A 16,850-nucleotide genomic window follows, 5' to 3' on the forward strand; every position below is an offset into this window, starting at 1 on the left:
GGCTCACCCTGGTGGGTGAGCCGGCCCTTTCGTTCCAGCAGACGTGCGTATGCCCTGCCGGAGCTAGCGGTTCGCCGGCTCCTCGATCGCGTCGGCAGCGTCGTCGACAGCCTTGCCGGGTGCGGTCTCGGCCTCTCCCGAGTCCGGAGCCRCGGCGTCGAAGCGGGCTGCGGCCTGGCCGTCGCCGTCCCCACCGATGGCCAGGTCGCGCGCCTTCGAGACGGCAACCGCGGCCACGATGATGACGACCGCGATGCCCGCGATGCCGTAGCGGACGAGGTTGCTCTTGTCAGCGCCGATCGACAGCGTGACGATCGCCGGGGCGATGAGCACGGAGACGAGGTTCATGACCTTGATGAGCGGGTTGATGGCCGGGCCGGCGGTGTCCTTGAAGGGGTCACCGACCGTGTCACCGATGACGGTCGCGGCGTGGGCGTCGCTGCCCTTGCCGCCATGGGTGCCGTCCTCGACGATCTTCTTCGCGTTGTCCCAGGACCCACCGGAGTTGGCCAGGAACACCGCCATGAGGCAGCCGGTGCCGATCGCGCCGGCGAGGAAGCCGGCCAGCGGGCCGATGCCGAGGCCGAAGCCGACCGCCACGGGGGCGAGCGCCGCCAGCAGACCCGGCGTCGCGAGCTCACGCAGCGAGTCCTTGGTGCAGATGTCGACCACGCGGCCGTACTCGGGCTTCTCGGTGTAGTCCATGATCCCGGGGTGCTCGCGGAACTGGCGGCGCACCTCGAAGACGATGGCGCCGGCAGCACGGGTCACCGCGTTGATGGCGAGGCCGGAGAAGAGGAACACCACGGCCGCGCCGAGCAGCAGCCCGACCAACGTGCTGGGCGTGACGATCTCGAGGTTGAACGTCGTGTCGATCTGACGCTGGATCGCCGCGATCTGACCCGGGCTCAGGGCGCCGCTCTGCGCCTGCTGGCCCAGCTCCTGCAGGATCGGGGTGTAGACACCCTTCCAGGCGTCCGAGTAGGACCCGAAGAGCGCGGTCGCTGCCAGGACAGCCGTCGCGATCGCGATGCCCTTGGTGATCGCCTTGGTGGTGTTGCCGACCGCATCGAGGTCGGTGAGGATCTGCGCGCCCTCGCCGTCGACGTCACCCGACATCTCGGCGATGCCCTGGGCGTTGTCGGAGACCGGACCGAAGGTGTCCATCGCCACGATGACGCCCACCGTGGTCAGCAGACCACAGCCGGCCAGCGCGATGAGGAACAGCGACATGATGACCGACCCGCCACCGAGCAGGAAGGCTGCGTAGACGGCGGCACCGATGATGACCGCGGTGTAGACGGCCGACTCGAGGCCGACACCGATGCCCGACAGGACGACCGTGGCCGCACCCGTGAGAGACGTGCGGGCGACGTCCTTGGTCGGGCGCTTGTCGGTGCCGGTGAAGTAGCCGGTGAGCCAGAGGATCACCGCGGCGAGGACGATGCCGATGAGCACGGCGAGAACTGCCGAGCGGCGCGGATCGCCGGTGAGCGCGGTGACCGTCTGGTCGGTGGAGCCGAGAGCCTTGAACGTGTCGGGCAGGTAGACGTACGCGGCCACACCGGAGAGCACGGCGGCGATGACGGCCGAGATGTAGAAACCGCGGTTGATCGCCGACAGGGCGTTCTCGCCGGGCTTGACCCGCGTGATGAAGACGCCGATCAGGGCGGTGACCGCACCGATGGCGGGCACGATCAGGGGGAACACGAGGCCGTAGGTGCCGAACGCGGCGGAACCCAGGATGAGGGCGGCCACCAGCATCACGGCATACGACTCGAAGAGGTCGGCGGCCATGCCGGCGCAGTCACCGACGTTGTCGCCCACGTTGTCGGCGATGGTCGCGGCGTTGCGCGGGTCGTCCTCGGGGATGCCGGCCTCGACCTTGCCGACGAGGTCGGCGCCGACGTCGGCGGCCTTGGTGAAGATGCCACCGCCGACACGCATGAACATCGCGAGCAGGGCAGCACCGAAGCCGAAGCCCTCGAGGACCTTGGGGGCGTCACCCTGGTAGATGAGGACGACGACGGAGGCACCGAGCAGGCCAAGGCCCACGGTCGCCATGCCGACGGTGCCACCGGTGCGGAAGGCGATCCGCATGCCACCGTCACGGTTGCCGTCGCGGGCGGCGGACGCCACGCGCACGTTGGCCTTGACGGCCAGGCTCATGCCGAAGTAGCCGATCGCCGCGGAGAACAGCGCGCCGACGACGAAGAAGCCGGACCGGCCCCACCGAACCTCGGCGGTGTCGGCGGGAAGCAGGAGCAGCAGGCCGAAGACCAGGACGACGAAGACGCTCAGGGTCTTGAACTGGCGGGCGAGGTACGCCTGGGCGCCTTCTTCCACGGCAGCGCCGATTTCCTGCATCTTCTCGGTGCCGGGGTCGGCCGCCAGAACCTGCTGGCGGAAGAACACACCCATGACCAGCGCGATGATCGCAATCGCGAGCACGGCGAAGACCAGGGTGAGATTGGTGCCGTCAAGCTGCAGGTCAGCAGCGGTGGCGGCAGGCGCAAGGCGCGACATTCCATCCTCCTCGATGGGGAATCAATCAGGACCGCCCAAGGGCGCGCCGCGATGGCGCACCACAGAGGGGACGTTGCTGGCGAGGGTAATGCACGTCACAGCGTATGTGACGCCAGGTGAGCAGGCTCACAGAGAATTACACGCCGTGTCGTCAGGCGTTGGACGCCTCGGCGGCCTCGTCGACCGTGGGGTAGATGTGGAAGACCTTGTCCAGGCCGGTGATCTTGAAGACCTTCAGGATCCGCTCCTGGGCGCTGACGATGCGCAGCGTGCCGTTCTGCCCACGGACCAGCTTGAGCCGGCCGACGAGCACGCCGAGGCCCGTGGAGTCCATGAACGTGACCTTCTCGAGGTCGACGACGAGGTCGGTACGACCCGCAGCCACCTGCTTGTCGAGCACTTCGCGGAGCAGTGGAGCGGTGTAGACGTCGATCTCGCCCGCCACGTGGACGATCGTCACGGCGCCCTGCTCGCTGCTGGAGACCGACAGGTCCACGCTCACCCTTTCAGTTGCCATCGCTGTTGCCATCGCTGGTGAGCAGACGCGTGCACCGTCTGCCCTCGGGATTACGGTAGCGGCAATGTCCACCTCCGGTCCCACCGCACCCGATTCCGCGGGGACGAGCCGTGCCGCGTTCGACCCGGAGGCGGTGCTGGCCACCCTGGCGTCCGGGCCGCGCGCGGAGCGGTTGCTGCACGTGCACGAGGTGCCCGCGCGGGCTGCATCGCTCGCCGAGTGGCCCACCTGGGTGGACCCCACCGTGTATGCCGCGTGCGCCGGCGCCGGGGTCACCTCCCTCTGGTCCCACCAGCGGGAGGCCGCCGACCTCGCCCATGACGGGTCACACGTCGTCATGGCGACCGGCACCGCCTCGGGCAAGAGTCTCGGCTACCTCCTGCCCGTGCTGTCCGCGGTGGTGGAGGGGGCCCTTGCGCCGTCGGGTCGGGGAGCGACGGCGCTCTACCTGTCCCCCACCAAGGCCCTCGCTGCCGACCAGCTCGCCCGGGTGCAGGCGATGGCCGTGCCCGGTGTGCGGGCCGCGACCTATGACGGTGACACCGCGACCGAGGAGCGCCGCTGGATCCGCGACCACGCCCACTTCGTGCTGACCAACCCCGACCTCGTGCACCACTCCCTGCTCCCCCTGCACGAACGATGGGCGCCGTTCCTCCGGGCGCTGCGCTACGTCGTGATCGACGAGTGCCACACCTACCGCGGGGTGTTCGGCTCCCACCTCGCGGCGCTGCTGCGCCGGCTGCGCCGGGTCTGTGCGCGCTACGGCTCCCACCCCACCTTCGTGCTCGCCTCGGCGACGGTCCGCGACCCCGCGGCCCACGCCTCCCGCCTCGTCGGTATGCCGGTCACCCCCGTCACCGAGGACGGCTCACCTCGTGAGGCGATGACCTTTGCGATGTGGGAACCGGGGCTCCTCGGAGAGGGTGCAGGGCGCCGGTCCGCCACCTCGGAGGCGGCCGACCTGCTCGCGACCCTGGTGTCCGGGCGGGTGCAGACGGTCGCCTTCGCCAAGTCCCGCGCCGGGGTGGAGGCGTTGGCGACCAGCGCCCGCCGGACCCTGATGGAGGTGGAGCCCGCGCTGGGAGGCGCCGTCGCGGCATACCGGGGCGGTTATCTGCCGGAGGAGCGCCGCGCGCTCGAGCGGTCGCTGCGCTCGGGGGCGATCGTGGGACTGGCGGCCACGAACGCGCTGGAGCTGGGGATCGACATCAGTGGGCTCGACGCCGTGCTGCTCGCCGGGTGGCCCGGCACGCGGGCGTCGTTGTGGCAGCAGGCCGGACGCGCCGGGAGGGCCGGCACCAGGTCGCTGGCGATCTACGTCGCGGCCGACGACCCGCTCGACACCTATGTCGTGCACCATCCCGAGGTGGTCTTCGGGCAGCCGGTGGAGGCCACCGTCCTGGACCCCGACAACCCGCACGTCCTCGGGCCTCATCTGGCCGCGGCGGCCGCCGAGCTGCCCCTGCGGGAAGCCGACCTCGCGATGTTCGGCGACCAGGCACGCGGGCTCGTGGACGCCCTGGTGGCGCGCGGGATCCTGCGGCGGCGACCCAGCGGCTGGTACTGGGCACGCACCGACCGGGCCTCCGACCACGTGTCACTGCGCGGAGCCGGCGAGGTCGTGGGGATCGTCGACCAGCGCACCGGCCGGGTGTTGGGCACCATCGACGAGTCGTCGGCGCACACGCAGGTGCACACGGGGGCGGTGCACGTGCACCAGGGCGACAGCTACGTCGTCACGGATCTCGACCTCGCGCACGGGACGGCGACGGTGGTGCGGGGCGACCCCGGCTGGAGCACGTTCGCCCAGTCGGTGAGCGCGTTCGACATCGTCGCTGCCCAGCGCAGCGTGGACTGGGGGCCGGTGCGGGTGTCCTTCGGGACGGTCCAGGTGCACACCCAGGTGACGTCCTTCCTGCGGCGCCTGGCCAGCGGCGAGGTGATCGGGACCCACCCGCTCGACCTCCCGCAACGCACGCTCAGCACCCGCGCCGTGTGGTGGACCATGCCGGTCGAGTGGCTCGAGGCGGCCGGTGTGGGCGAGCCGGACATCCCCGGGGCCGCCCATGCGGCCGAGCACGCGGGGATCGGCATGCTGCCCCTCGTGGCGACCTGCGACCGGTGGGACATCGGGGGCGTGTCCACCGCCCTGCATCCCGACACCGGGCTGCCGACGATCATGGTCTACGACGGACACCCTGGGGGTGCGGGCTTCGCCGAGCGCGCGTTCGACTCCTTCGAGCTCTGGCTCGAGTCGACTCTCGAGACGGTCCGCTCGTGCCGCTGCGAGCACGGCTGCCCAGCGTGCGTGCAGTCGCCGAAGTGCGGCAACGGCAACGAACCGCTCGACAAGGCCCGGGCCGTGGCGCTGCTGGAGGCGGTGCTGGCCCACGCGCCGCGGGTCGCACCGAGCCCCGAGGTGCGCGCCGCATCCCACGTCCCTCAGCAAGGAACGGACGTGACGAAAGGGGCAAACCTGCAGGCCAGCGGCTAGGGTCGAAGCGGAGGGTGCCCCCGCACCCTTCGGACGGTGCACCACGCACCCATGATGTGTCGGAGGTTTCGACCCGTGATCGTGTTCGGACTGATCCTTGTTCTGCTCGCCCTGGCTGCGGGCGTCGTGCTCTTCCTGGCGACCGATTCGCTCACCACCCCTGTGGACCTCGAACTATCCGGCTACCACTGGGGCATGACCCCGCTGGCCCTGCTCGCAACGGGTGCCGTGGCGATGCTCCTGCTCTGGCTCGGCCTGGGGATGATCCGGGGAAGCGCCAAGCGCAGGCGTCGTCCGATCCGTGAGGCCAAGGACGCCGAGCGCCAGGCCAAGGTCGAGGAGAGCATCCGCGCCGACGAGCGAGCCCGCGCCGAGGAGACCCACCAGAGCGCCCTCGCCGAGCGGGACCGCGTCAGGGACGAGGAGTTCCAGACCCGTCTGGCCGACCGTGACCGCGAACGCGACAGTGAGCTCGCCTCTCGCGAGGAGGAGTTCGCCTCTCGCGAGAAGGCCACCGAGGAGCGGGTGCGCGCAGACGAGCGGCGCAAGGTCGAGCAGGAGTTCGCCTCGCGGACGACCGCGGCAGGTTCGGGAACCGCAGGTTCGGGAACCGCGGGTGCGGGCACGGCTGGGGCTGCCGGGGTCGGCGCCGCCGCAGGTGTCGGCGCTGCCGCCGCTGGGCACGGTGCGAGTTCCACTGCGACGTCCGCGGGGGCCGGGACGACCGACAGCGACGTTGACGCCACGACTGGCCGCCACTCGTCCGATGCCGAGACGGACAGCGTGACGCCGCCGTACGGCCGGACCGAGACCGAGACCGGCACCGAAACCGGGACCGCCGCCGATGGTGACCGCGATGCCCGCCTGCACTCCGATCCCGCGACCACCGACTCCACCCAGGTGCTCGACCGGGACAGCGGCGACACCGTTGCCGGCGACTCACGTGACGCGCAGGGGTCCGATGTCCAGGCAGCCGACACCGTCGGCGATCGGGAGGACGACCGGGCGGGCGACGAGAGCTCGAACGGCGACCCCACCACGGACGACGACTCGTCACACCCGGGCCACCGCACGGTGGCAGACAAGATCATGGGTCGCGACCCCGCGTCTCGCGACTGACCGCGACCGACCGCGAACACCCTCACGGCGACGGCCCGGCACGGGCCGTCGCCGTCGTGGTACCCACCCCCAGGCCCGGCAGCGCGAAGCCCGCAGTCACCATGGCCCTGGCCGTGACTGAACCGTCGCCCGCCACGAGGCACCCCTGAGGCGACGCGCCGTTCTTCGCCGTGACCGAGGCCCCCGCGGCACAGGCCGCCGGTGGATCCGCACCCGCCTGCAACGCCTGCGCCGCCGCGAGCGCCCCGAGGTCGGCCGCCGCCCGGGCCTGATGGGTGGCGATGACGGCACTCGACAGGGCCATTGCGCCCATGAGCAGGGCGAGAGCCACCCCTACTCCAGCGACGACCACCACTGTCACGCCACCGTTCTCCCTGCCTCGTTGTGAGCAGCACGCACGCCGGTTCACGGCACGGTCCCCGACCCGGGCAGGTCAGTGGTGCCGTCGACGTCCTCGCGCGCGGCCACCGCCCGACCGGTCGGAGCCGATCGTGAACCCAGCCATCGCAGGCCCGGGGAGGGCGCTCCCCGAACCACGACCGACACCTCCCGGTCCGACCACGTCACCGAGACGGTCGCCCGCCGCGGCGCGAGCCGGTGACCGACCTCGACAGCTGCGGCCTCGTCGTCTCCGCGAGCCAGGGCTCGTGCCGTGGCGCGCGCGGCGTCAAGGCACCGCACCTGGTCGGTCACCGTGGTGATCGCCGACAAGGCCAGGACGAACACCAGGAGCAGGGCAGGGATGGCGCAGGCGAGCTCGGCCGTCGCCATCCCACCCTCGCGACCTAGCCCGCCGACCCGAGCGCGGTGGCGATCACGGACGCGAGGGCCGACTTGACCGCTCCCGACCGGACGACCGCGAGCAGGACTGCCGCAAAGGCACAGGCGGCAAGCGTGCCGACGGCATACTCCGCCGTGGTCATGCCCGCTTCGGCCTGCTGACGAATCGTCGAAACTCGTTGAACCAGTTTGCATTTCACGCTGACTCCTTGGTTGTGGATAGGGCCAATGCCCTGTTCCACCCGAGTCCAGCGTGTGTCCCCACCCCCCGCCAACACCGTGTCTCAGGTCTGTGGACGCGAGGCCGAGGGATGCTGCTCCTGTGGACAGTCCCCGCCACGCAGGCCCCGCATCCGAGTGGCCGACGGGTCACTGGCCTCCCGACAGGATCCCGGCGCCCAGGTTCAGCACGACGGGCACCACTGCGGTGCAGGCGAATGCCGGCAGGAACCCCAGCCCCAACGGCAGCACGAGCAGCACCCCCGCGCGCGCCGCCGCTCGTTCGCGTTCGCGCTCGCGCTCGTCCCGCAGCCGCTCAGCCGCGCGTTCGATGAGCGCTGCCGGGGCGGCCCCCGTCTGTTCGGACATTTGGGTCGCCAGCGCAGCCGCCCGCCAGCCCGGTCCCGCGTAGGACCACGCCTCGTGGGCAGGCCGTCCCCAACGCAGGGCTGCGACGACCGCCGCAAGCTCGACGCGCACACGGCCGGTCGACGCGGCGCGCACGTGGTGCAGGGCCTCGACCACGGGAAGGCCGGCCCGCAGGGCCAGACCGATGAGGACCAGCGCATCTGCCACCTCGTCGGTTGCCGCGTGGTCGCGTTGGCGGGGGCCCCGGTCACGCACGGAGGCGAGCGTCGGCCGCGAGGCGATGGGGGTCAACCCGCCGACTCGACCCCCTCCCGGCCGTCTCAGCCCTCCTGGCCGTGAGCGGGCCGGCCACAGGGCCGTGGCCAGCCCGATCAGGAGAAGGGTGAACAGGGTCATGTCGTCATGTCGCCCGATAGACGATCCGCCGACTCCACCACCAGGCACCCGCGGCCAGGACCAACCCGAGCGCGAGACTGCCTGTCGCGGCCGGCGACGAGAAGTACAGTGCGCCAGGATCCACCCCGACCGCGGCGCCGACGAAGGGACCGCTCGCCGGGAGCAGGCACAGCAAGGCCATCGAGGCTCGGGGGCCGGCAGCGGCGCTGGCCAGCCTCTCCCGTCCGCGCCCCCGCGCCCGCAGGACCCCCTCACAGGAGGCGAGCGCGTCGGCCAGCGGCGCGCCGGTGCGTTCGCTGAGAGCCCAGGCCTGCCCCACGAAACGCAGATCGCGGCTGCGGTGCGACTCGGCGTGGCGCAACCACACCTCGGCCGCCGAAGCGCCGACCCTGGTCGTTTCGACCAGCTCTCGCAGCAGGGGCGCGAGCGCGGGATCGTCGCGGAAGCTCGGCTCAGCCGCAGCCAGAGCAGCCGCCGGCACGACCCCGGCACGCAGTGGTGCCGCGATGGCGGCGACCAACTCGGCGAGAGCCGCATCGAAGGCGGCGCGCCGGGCCCGGCCGCGCCACCGAGGGAGCGCGAGCCTGGATCGCCCTACGCCGCTACTCCCCACGATGGCTCTGCTCCCCTCGAGGCCGCTGCCTCCCTGGACGCGGCGCACGGGCAGTCGACCCCCAGAGACCGGCCACAAGATCACGGCGGCCACCAGGAGGCCGACCATCAGAGCGGTGGTCACACCCGGCCGCCGGTCAGGGTCGCCAGCCGGGCCCACCCGCGTCCCCGCCGGCCGGACGCGACGTCCAGCGCGACGTCGCAGACCGCTTCGGTGCCGGTCCACCTGATCACCGACAGTGAGGCGACCCGACGACCTCCGACACCGCGTTCGACGTGGACCACCGCCTGCACGGCGCTGGAGAGCTGGGTCTGCACGGCATCGCGTGGCATCGCGGCCAGCGCACCGAGTGCGTCGAAGCGGCGCGGAACGTCCTCGGGCGCATTGGCGTGCAGGGTGCCGCAGCCACCCTCGTGTCCGGTGTTGAGCGCCGCAAGCATCTCGCGCACCTCGGCCCCGCGCACCTCACCGACGACGAGCCGGTCAGGCCTCATCCGCAGCGCCTGCCGGACGAGGTCCACCAGCCCGACCGCTCCCTGGCCCTCGATGTTGGGTCCACGACCCTGCAGTCGCACCACGTGCGGGTGGCCGACGGCCAGCTCACGGACGTCCTCCACGACGACGATCCGCTCAGCCTCGGGCACCTCGGCCAACATGGCCGCGAGCAGGGTCGTCTTGCCGCACCCGGTGCCACCGCTGACCACGAACGAGCACCGGCCCCGCACGAGCGCGCGCAGCAGCTCCTCGACTGCGCCGTCGAACATGCCGCGAGCCCGTAGGGCCGCCAGCCCGACCCCGGCAGCACGGGGCACGCGCAGGCTCACGTGGGCACCCCCGTCGACCAACGGCGGCAGGATGGCGTGCAGCCGGATGCCGTTGGGCAACAGCCCGTCCACCCACGCCTGGCTCTCGTCGAGTCGTCGCCCGGCAAGTCCGGCGAGCCGCACGGCCAACCGTCGCGCTGCCGGTGGTTCGAGGTCGAGATCGGCGCGTTGCACACCGCCATTCCCGCGGTCGAGCCACACCGAGCCATCACCGTTGACGAGGACGTCCGTGACGTCGGGGTCGGCGACACAGGCTTCCAGGGGACCCAGGCCAAGGACCTCGGAGGCCAGCGCACTGCGCGCAGACTCCACGCCCCCGTCGCCGAGTCGGGCAGCGTTACCCACGGCGACGTCGGTCACCGCGGCGGAGTCGGGGCCCTGCCCACGGCGGATCCGGTCGACGATCAGCGCGTCCTGGCTCATCAGCCTGCCGTCCTCATACGCCCACCGGCTGCTCGGACCACGCGTCCGGGGCGCCCGCCGCCAACAGCGAGTCGACCAAGGCGGGCAGCGCGCCCGAGGAGCGACTGCCCGGAGGGCGACCGCGGTCGGCGTCGGCCGGGATCCGGGCGTCATCGCGGAGGATCCCCGCGAGGGGCAGGTCGAGGTGGACCGCCACCTCCTCCGGACTGACCGGATCGCCCCGGCCCGTCCGCACGATCAGAACCGCAGGGCGACCGAGCTCGTGGACCACCTCGGCCAGGGCCGTCGCGTCCGCGAGGTGGCGCGCCGACGTACCAGCCACGACCACCACGTCCGTGCACCGGTCCGCCAGCCGCAGGGAACAGCCGAGGTCGACCACGGCCACGCCACATACCCGCGCCAAGGCCGCCACCGCAGCGTCAGCCACCGCAGCGCTTGCCACGGCATCGCCCACGGCGTCCTCGCCCAACCCTCGCCTGCTGCCAGCCAGGACCCTGGTCGTCACCTCAGCGGGGAGGGCTCGCAAGAGTGCCGCCCCGTCCAGCGCGCCCTCGGCTGCGGCCAGGTCGGGCCAGCGCAGGCCGGGCCGGTGCTCGAGGCAGGCCGTCACATCCAGGGCACCGCCGTCGGGCGCGCCGTCGATGGCCACGGTGGCACCCACGTGCGGGCCCGCGCGCACCGCGAGCGCCACCGCGAGCGTCGACACCCCCAGCCCGCCCGACGCCCCGATCACGCCCATCACCCTGTGGTCCATGGGCGAAAGCCTGAGCCGGTGCACTCTCCGGACGCACCCCAGCGGCGGCGTCCTGTGGACCCACCCGCAAACCCGCGGCAACTGTGGACGAGCGTCGCCGCCACGGCGGGGTCACGGCGGGGTCACGGCGGGGTGACCACACGGCATACCCAGGAAACAGCACCAGTCGGCAGCGCAGATGAAAAGGGGACGGCCCCGGTCGGGGGGACAACCGGGGCCGTCGACGCGCCAAGCTCCGGGGGGGAGGAGCCGGTGCGCCGATCCGCTCTACCCACAAGGGGGAGCGGACGTCTTCATGGTGGACCATTTACCCTTCAACCGCAACTCGATCCGGCGCGTTTCGGGGCCGAGTTTTGCCGTGGTTCCACCGCGATTGGCGCTCATCGCGCGCAAACCACCACGAACCGAAGGATGGCACCCCGCGCCGCGGGGTGCCATCGCACCGTGATCCGCCACGGGTTACCAGGCGTGCATTCTGTAGTTGTCGCACCGGGACAAGCCCGTCACGATCGGTCCACCAGTGGACTGCCCGCGCGTGGGTGCCCGATGGAGTCACGGTGGTCGTCGGCCTCACGACCGTCGACTTGCCTCCATGTGTACCCCCGCCCCGGCGCAAAGGAAACCCTTGACTTTCGACCGTCCGTAGGCAGCGCGCGTGTCCGGACGCGTGGATCAGGCGAGGGTCAGGTGAGCCGCCCCGCGCGCACCGCGTCGCAGATCTGTTGGCCCTGTGCCGCGCCCGCCACGATCGCGTCGGCGCAGTGCCCGATCCACAGTCCCAGCCCCTCCGGCGTGCCGGTTCCGTATGCCGCGAGCGCGCCGAGATAGGCCGGCCCGCCCTGGGTGGCGTGCCCGGCTTCGGTGACCACGACGCCGGTGGGGTCCAGTCCGCTGGCCTGCACGAGGGCCCGCTCGACGGCTCGTGCCACGACGCCGTTGCCGCGAACGAAGGGGCGAATGGTGGCGATCTCCGCGTGGGCCAGCGCCGCCACGACGAGGGCGGGCACCGCCGACCCTGCCGTCATGACACCGACCAGGAGGTCGATCCGGTCACGCAGCTCGCTCGCACTGGGCGCCGCCCCGAGGTCGAGGAGCTCCGCGCTGGACTCCCCCTCGATCCGGGGGCGACCGAGCTGGTCGTCCGGGAGGAGGCCCGAGGCGGCGGCGACGTGCAGCCGGGCCAGGGCCTGGAGCGGGGCGCTGACCACCAGGCTCCGCACGTGTTCGCTCTCGGCGGTGGCGGTCACCGCTCCGCGGGCGACCAGCTCGACGGGGTCGGGCTCCAGCGGCCACTGGGCGGCGCCGCGCATGACGTCACGCACCAGGTCGAGGGGCACCGTCGCCCCTTCGAGCGCGGCGCTGGCCTGGGCACCCCGCACCCGCGACTCGGCGGCCGCCTCGGGGATGCGGCGGCGCAGCGCCTCGTGCCAGCGCAAGCGCTCACACGCCTCCCGGGCTGCTGCGATCTTCTCGGGAACTCCGGGCAGATCGGCCAGGGGGCGAAGCGAAGCGAGGACGTCGACCATGGAGTGCAGCCTAGAGTTCGCGATGTGTCGGGCAGCTTCCACATCCCCACCGCGATCTTCGTCGCGGGCGCCATGGTGCTGCTCTATGCCCTGGTCCGACTGGTGCGTCACGGCCGCAGCGCCTCCCAGGGGTTCGTCTCCGAGGTCGACCACGCCACCCATGCCACGCTCCACACGGCATCGGTGGCGGCCCGCCACCTGCAGGACGGCCTGACGGCAGAGGGCACCGCCAAGGCGGCCAAGCACCTGCGCGAGCTCCTCGGGTCACCCGGCGTGGCCATCTGCGACGCGAGCGGGCTGCTTGCCTGGGACGGGGCGCCCGAGCACCACGCCGCGGACGCCCCCCGGCACGCGGAGGAAGTGCTCCGCACAGGGCGAACCATCGTCCTGCGGGCCGGCCAGGTCCAGTGCCCGGACCCCGACTGCCCCGCCCGGACGGTCGTGATCGCGCCGGTGGTGACTGGCGAACGCGTGGTCGCCGCCATCGCGGCATACGGTCCACACGCTTCGGCCGGCCTCGCCAGGGCGACGGAGGAGGTCGCGGGCTGGATGGCCACGCAGGCCGAGCTCGCCGACCTCGGCCACCAGCGCACCCGCACCATGGAGGCCGAGCTCCGCGCGCTGCGCGCCCAGATCAGCCCCCACTTCATCTACAACTCCCTGGCGGCCATCGCCTCCTTCGTGCGGACCGATCCGGAGCGGGCCCGTGAGCTGTTGCTGGAGTTCGCCGACTTCACCCGGTACGCCCTGCGCCGGGGAGGCGCCTTCACGACGCTGGCCGAGGAGCTGCGCAACGTCGAGCGATACCTCGTGCTCGAGCAGGCGAGGTTCGGCGACCGGCTGCGGATCTCCTTGCTGATCGCTCCGGAGGTGCTGCCGGTGACGGTGCCCTATCTGGCGATCCAGCCCCTCGTGGAGAACGCCGTACGGCACGGGCTGGCCACCAAGGAGGGCGGTGGCCACGTCAGCATCACCGCCAGCGACGAGGGCGCCGAGGCCGTCATCACGATCGAGGACGACGGGGTGGGCTCGGACCCGCAGGCGATCAGGACCGTGCTCGACGGGGGGACGGAGGGCGACAACGTCGGGCTCGGCAACGTCGACGCGCGACTGCGGCAGGTCTACGGCGACGACTTCGGCCTCGTCGTCGAGACCGCGCCGGGAGCCGGGACGAAGGTCACATTCCGGGTGCCCAAGTACGCCCCGGGTGTCCACCCCACGCCGTAGGCTCTCCCCCATGGCTGGCGCGCCCTCCGCCGATCCGGAGCACCGCCGCCCGCAGGACGCCACCGTCGGCTCCGCGGGCGCAGCCCTGCGCGCGCTCGTCGTCGACGACGAGGCCCCGGCGCTCGAGGAGCTCAGCTGGTTGCTGCGGCAGGACCACCGCATCGCCGAGGTCATGACGGCCTCGAGCGGCGCCGACGCGCTGCGCTCGCTCGACGGAGGCAACATCGACGTCGTCTTCTCCGACATCTCCATGCCCGGGCTCGACGGCATGGAGCTGGCGCGGGTCATCGCGAGGTTCGTGGAGCGGCCACAGGTCGTCTTCGTCACGGCCCACGACCAGCACGCCGTCGACGCGTTCGCCATCGACGCCACCGACTACGTCATGAAGCCGGTCCGGGCCGATCGACTCGCCGAGGCCGTGCGTCGCGTCGTCGCGGCGGCCGACCMAGGGTCCGGAGCCGCGAACGCGGCCGCCACCGAGGACGAGACCATTCCCGTCGAGCTCGCCGGTGTCACCAGGTTCATCACCAGGAGCCAGATCCGCTACGCCCAGGCCCAGGGCGACTATGCCCGGCTGCACACCGAAGCCGGGTCCCACCTGGTGCGCATCCCCCTCAGCACGCTCGAAGAGCGTTGGGCTGCAGCAGGATTCGTGCGCATCCACCGCAGCACACTCGTGTCGTTGGCCCACATCCGGGAGGTCCGGATGGAGCACGGTCGCTGCAGCGTGGTCCTCGAGGACGCCGAACTGCAGGTCAGCCGGCGTCACACCCGCGAGCTGCGCGACCGCCTGCTCAGGGCCACCCCGCGCGTCACCTCGTGACCGAGCCGGGCGACCGGTCGCCGGGTATGCCGTCCGGTCCGGTGTCGGGCCCACCGCCCGGTCCGGTGTCGGGCCCACCGCCCGCCCGCGTCCGGGTCACCTCAACCCGTCGCGACGCACCGACCCGTCGGGACCTGCGACCACTGACGCGCGACATCGACGAGCAGAGCACGCTGGGCGAGGTGTACATGGCCGGCCTGATGTCCGCCCAGCTGCGGCTCGCCCTGAGGGTGCTGGCGTTCGGGGCCGTCGGTCTCGGTGGCCTGCCCCTGGTGTTCCTGCTCGTGCCGGCGACCCGCACGATGGCTCTCGGCCGGGTCCCCCTGCCCTGGCTGGTACTCGCGTTCGTCGTCTACCCGGTGGCGATCATCGTGGCCCGCTACTACGTGCGGGCGTCCGAGCGGATCGAGGCCGAGTTCTCCCACGTCGTCCGGCGTCGCTGATGCGTGCCGTGCGTCGAGCAGAGGAGGCACCGTGAACCCGGCCTACGGCGTGGTGGCGATCGTCCTCATCTGCACGGTGACGCTGGCCATCGGCGCGTTCGGCCTCCGACTGTCGAGGACCACGAGCGACTTCTACGTCGCGGGACGCACCGTGACCCCCTACCGCAACGCCAGCGCCATCGGCGGTGAGTACCTCTCCGCCGCCAGCTTTCTCGGCATCGCCGGGTTGGTCTACACCAACGGCCTGGACATGCTGTGGTTCCCCGTGGGCTACACCGTGGGCTACGTCGTCCTCCTGGTCCTCGTCGCCGCGCCGCTGCGCCGGTCGGGCGCCTACACGCTGCCGGACTTCGCCGAGGCCCGGCTCGAGAGCACCGTGATCCGCAAGCTCTGCTCGGTGCTCGTGGTGGCGATCGGCTGGCTCTACCTCCTGCCGCAGCTCCAGGGTGCGGGGCTGGCTCTCACGACGGTCACCGGCGCCCCCACCTGGGTCGGCGGCCTCGTCGTCGCCGTCGTCGTGGTGGCCAACGTGGCGGCGGGCGGGATGCGCTCGATCACGCTCGTGCAGGCGGTCCAGTACTGGATCAAGCTGACCGCCATCGCCGTCCCGGCCTTCGTCCTGCTCGGTGCGTGGCTCGGCGATGGCGCGCCCAGTCCAAGAGTCGCCCAGCAGACCGCCTGGGCAGAGCCGCTGAACGGGCTTGCAGGACAAGGTCATCCGGTCTACGCCACCTACAGCCTGCTGCTGGCGCTCGCCCTCGGCACCATGGGCCTGCCGCACGTGCTCGTGCGGTTCTACACGAACCCCGACGGCAAGGCCGCGCGACGCACCACCCTGACCGTGGTCGCCCTCCTCGGCGCCTTCTACCTCTTCCCACCGCTGTACGGCGTCCTCGGCCGTGTCTACATCCCCGAGCTGCCCCTGGGCACCGCTGCCGACACCCTGGTCCTGCGGCTGCCCGGAGCGATCGTCCCCGACCGGCTCGGCGAGGTGCTCTCGGCGGTGCTGGCCGGGGGTGCCTTCGCCGCGTTCCTGTCGACGGCGTCGGGGCTCACCATGTCGGTGGCCGGCGTGATCGACCAGGACCTGCTTCGCAGACGGCTCGGCCGGATGACCGGTGACGACTTCACCGTGGCGCAGGGCTTCCGGCTGGCGACGGTCCTGTCCGTGATCGTCCCGTATGCCGCGTCGAGACTGATCGAGCCGGTCGGCCTCGCGACCATGGTCAGCCTGGCGTTCGCGGTGGCTGCGTCCACGTTCTGCCCGCTCCTGGTGCTGGGGTCCTGGTGGCGCGGGCTCAGCACGGTGGGAGCGGCCGCCGGGCTGGTCGTCGGTGGGACCCTGGCTGCCGCCGCGGTGGCGGTCACGATCATCGCGGGCCCCGTCCCCGGGTGGACCGGGGCGCTGCTCGGGCAGCCGGCGGCCTGGACGATCCCCATCTCCTTCGCCACCGCGGTCATCGTCTCCCTCGCGACTCCGGGCCGGATCCCCCGTCACACCGCGCGCACCATGGTGCGGCTGCACACCCCCGAGGACCTGGCCCTCGACCGCAACTAGTCCAGACCTGTTGAAGGGTCGCGATCGCAGGTTCGGCTCGGTCGAGAGGCCGCGATCGCAGGTTGAGGGAGGTCAGCAGGTGCAGTCGTGGCCCCTCGACAACGGATTGCCTCGCCGCTGGGCGCTCGACGGCGACCGTTCGGCGCAGCCTGCCGCGCCACCCAGCGAACGCACCCTCCGCACGGCGCGCGACCACGCGGCATACCTGCTGCTCAGGGGCTTGCAGGGGCACAGTGGCG

The 16,850-nt window shown here is 72.0% G+C and carries 16 protein-coding genes; 6 read left to right on the forward strand and 10 right to left on the reverse strand.

Annotation, left to right across the window (positions count from 1 at the left end; all coding sequences use genetic code 11):
- Positions 1–63: 63 nt before the first annotated feature.
- On the reverse strand, positions 64–2,526 hold the full coding sequence (locus AC1DVZ_RS13040) for a sodium-translocating pyrophosphatase (RefSeq protein ID WP_477618624.1): 2,463 nt from the start codon (positions 2,524–2,526) through the stop codon (positions 64–66).
- 151 nt (positions 2,527–2,677) lie between these two features.
- Positions 2,678–3,043, reverse strand: coding sequence for an anti-sigma factor antagonist (locus AC1DVZ_RS13045; RefSeq protein ID WP_477618625.1), 366 nt, complete (start codon positions 3,041–3,043; stop codon positions 2,678–2,680).
- A 64-nt stretch (positions 3,044–3,107) separates the two neighbouring features.
- On the opposite strand from AC1DVZ_RS13045, the gene AC1DVZ_RS13050 reads away from it, so the two are divergent.
- A complete protein-coding gene (locus tag AC1DVZ_RS13050; protein ID WP_477618626.1) occupies positions 3,108–5,537 on the forward strand; it encodes a DEAD/DEAH box helicase in 2,430 nt (809 codons plus the stop codon).
- Positions 5,538–5,612: 75 nt separating this feature from the next.
- Positions 5,613–6,656: a hypothetical protein gene (locus AC1DVZ_RS13055; protein ID WP_477618627.1), complete on the forward strand. Its 1,044-nt coding sequence runs from the start codon at positions 5,613–5,615 to the stop codon at positions 6,654–6,656.
- Positions 6,657–6,678: 22 nt separating this feature from the next.
- Here the strand turns inward: AC1DVZ_RS13055 and AC1DVZ_RS13060 are convergent, their stop codons facing one another.
- From AC1DVZ_RS13060 to AC1DVZ_RS13095, 8 genes are all read right to left on the reverse strand, one after another.
- Positions 6,679–7,017 (reverse strand): Rv3654c family TadE-like protein, encoded by a 339-nt coding sequence (locus tag AC1DVZ_RS13060; protein ID WP_477618628.1) that lies wholly within the window; start codon positions 7,015–7,017, stop codon positions 6,679–6,681.
- Positions 7,018–7,061: 44 nt separating this feature from the next.
- Positions 7,062–7,427: a TadE family type IV pilus minor pilin gene (locus tag AC1DVZ_RS13065; protein WP_477618629.1), complete on the reverse strand. Its 366-nt coding sequence runs from the start codon at positions 7,425–7,427 to the stop codon at positions 7,062–7,064.
- Between the two features lie 14 nt (positions 7,428–7,441).
- Positions 7,442–7,714, reverse strand: a complete 273-nt coding sequence (locus AC1DVZ_RS13070) for a DUF4244 domain-containing protein (protein ID WP_477618630.1) — start codon at positions 7,712–7,714, stop codon at positions 7,442–7,444.
- Positions 7,715–7,805: 91 nt separating this feature from the next.
- On the reverse strand, positions 7,806–8,420 hold the full coding sequence (locus AC1DVZ_RS13075; protein WP_477618631.1) for a type II secretion system F family protein: 615 nt from the start codon (positions 8,418–8,420) through the stop codon (positions 7,806–7,808).
- A gap of 4 nt (positions 8,421–8,424) precedes the next feature.
- Positions 8,425–9,156 carry a type II secretion system F family protein gene (locus AC1DVZ_RS13080; protein ID WP_477618632.1) on the reverse strand — a complete coding sequence of 244 codons (732 nt, stop codon included), beginning with the start codon at positions 9,154–9,156 and terminating at the stop codon, positions 8,425–8,427.
- Positions 9,153–10,280, reverse strand: coding sequence for a TadA family conjugal transfer-associated ATPase (locus AC1DVZ_RS13085; RefSeq protein ID WP_477618633.1), 1,128 nt, complete (start codon positions 10,278–10,280; stop codon positions 9,153–9,155). The genes AC1DVZ_RS13080 and AC1DVZ_RS13085 overlap by 4 nt, the downstream gene beginning before the upstream one ends.
- A gap of 13 nt (positions 10,281–10,293) precedes the next feature.
- Positions 10,294–11,034 (reverse strand): CpaE-like family protein, encoded by a 741-nt coding sequence (locus tag AC1DVZ_RS13090; RefSeq protein WP_477618634.1) that lies wholly within the window; start codon positions 11,032–11,034, stop codon positions 10,294–10,296.
- A gap of 683 nt (positions 11,035–11,717) precedes the next feature.
- Complete coding sequence (locus tag AC1DVZ_RS13095; protein WP_477618635.1) at positions 11,718–12,560, reverse strand: Fic family protein; 843 nt, start codon at positions 12,558–12,560, stop codon at positions 11,718–11,720.
- A gap of 24 nt (positions 12,561–12,584) precedes the next feature.
- Here AC1DVZ_RS13095 and AC1DVZ_RS13100 point away from each other — a divergent pair, with 24 nt between their 5' ends.
- From AC1DVZ_RS13100 to AC1DVZ_RS13115, 4 genes are read left to right on the forward strand one after another with little or no spacing between them, the layout of a single operon-like run.
- Positions 12,585–13,787 (forward strand): sensor histidine kinase, encoded by a 1,203-nt coding sequence (locus tag AC1DVZ_RS13100; RefSeq protein WP_477618636.1) that lies wholly within the window; start codon positions 12,585–12,587, stop codon positions 13,785–13,787.
- A gap of 10 nt (positions 13,788–13,797) precedes the next feature.
- Positions 13,798–14,610, forward strand: a complete 813-nt coding sequence (locus tag AC1DVZ_RS13105; protein WP_477618637.1) for a LytR/AlgR family response regulator transcription factor — start codon at positions 13,798–13,800, stop codon at positions 14,608–14,610.
- Entirely contained in the window at positions 14,607–15,053 is a 447-nt protein-coding gene (locus AC1DVZ_RS13110) for a hypothetical protein (protein ID WP_477618638.1), read from the forward strand. Before AC1DVZ_RS13105 ends, AC1DVZ_RS13110 begins: the two co-directional genes overlap by 4 nt.
- A gap of 31 nt (positions 15,054–15,084) precedes the next feature.
- Positions 15,085–16,611, forward strand: coding sequence for a sodium/solute symporter (locus tag AC1DVZ_RS13115; RefSeq protein ID WP_477618639.1), 1,527 nt, complete (start codon positions 15,085–15,087; stop codon positions 16,609–16,611).
- Positions 16,612–16,850 lie beyond the last annotated feature (239 nt).

It is taken from the genome of Pedococcus sp. P2_E5 (assembly GCF_056403895.1).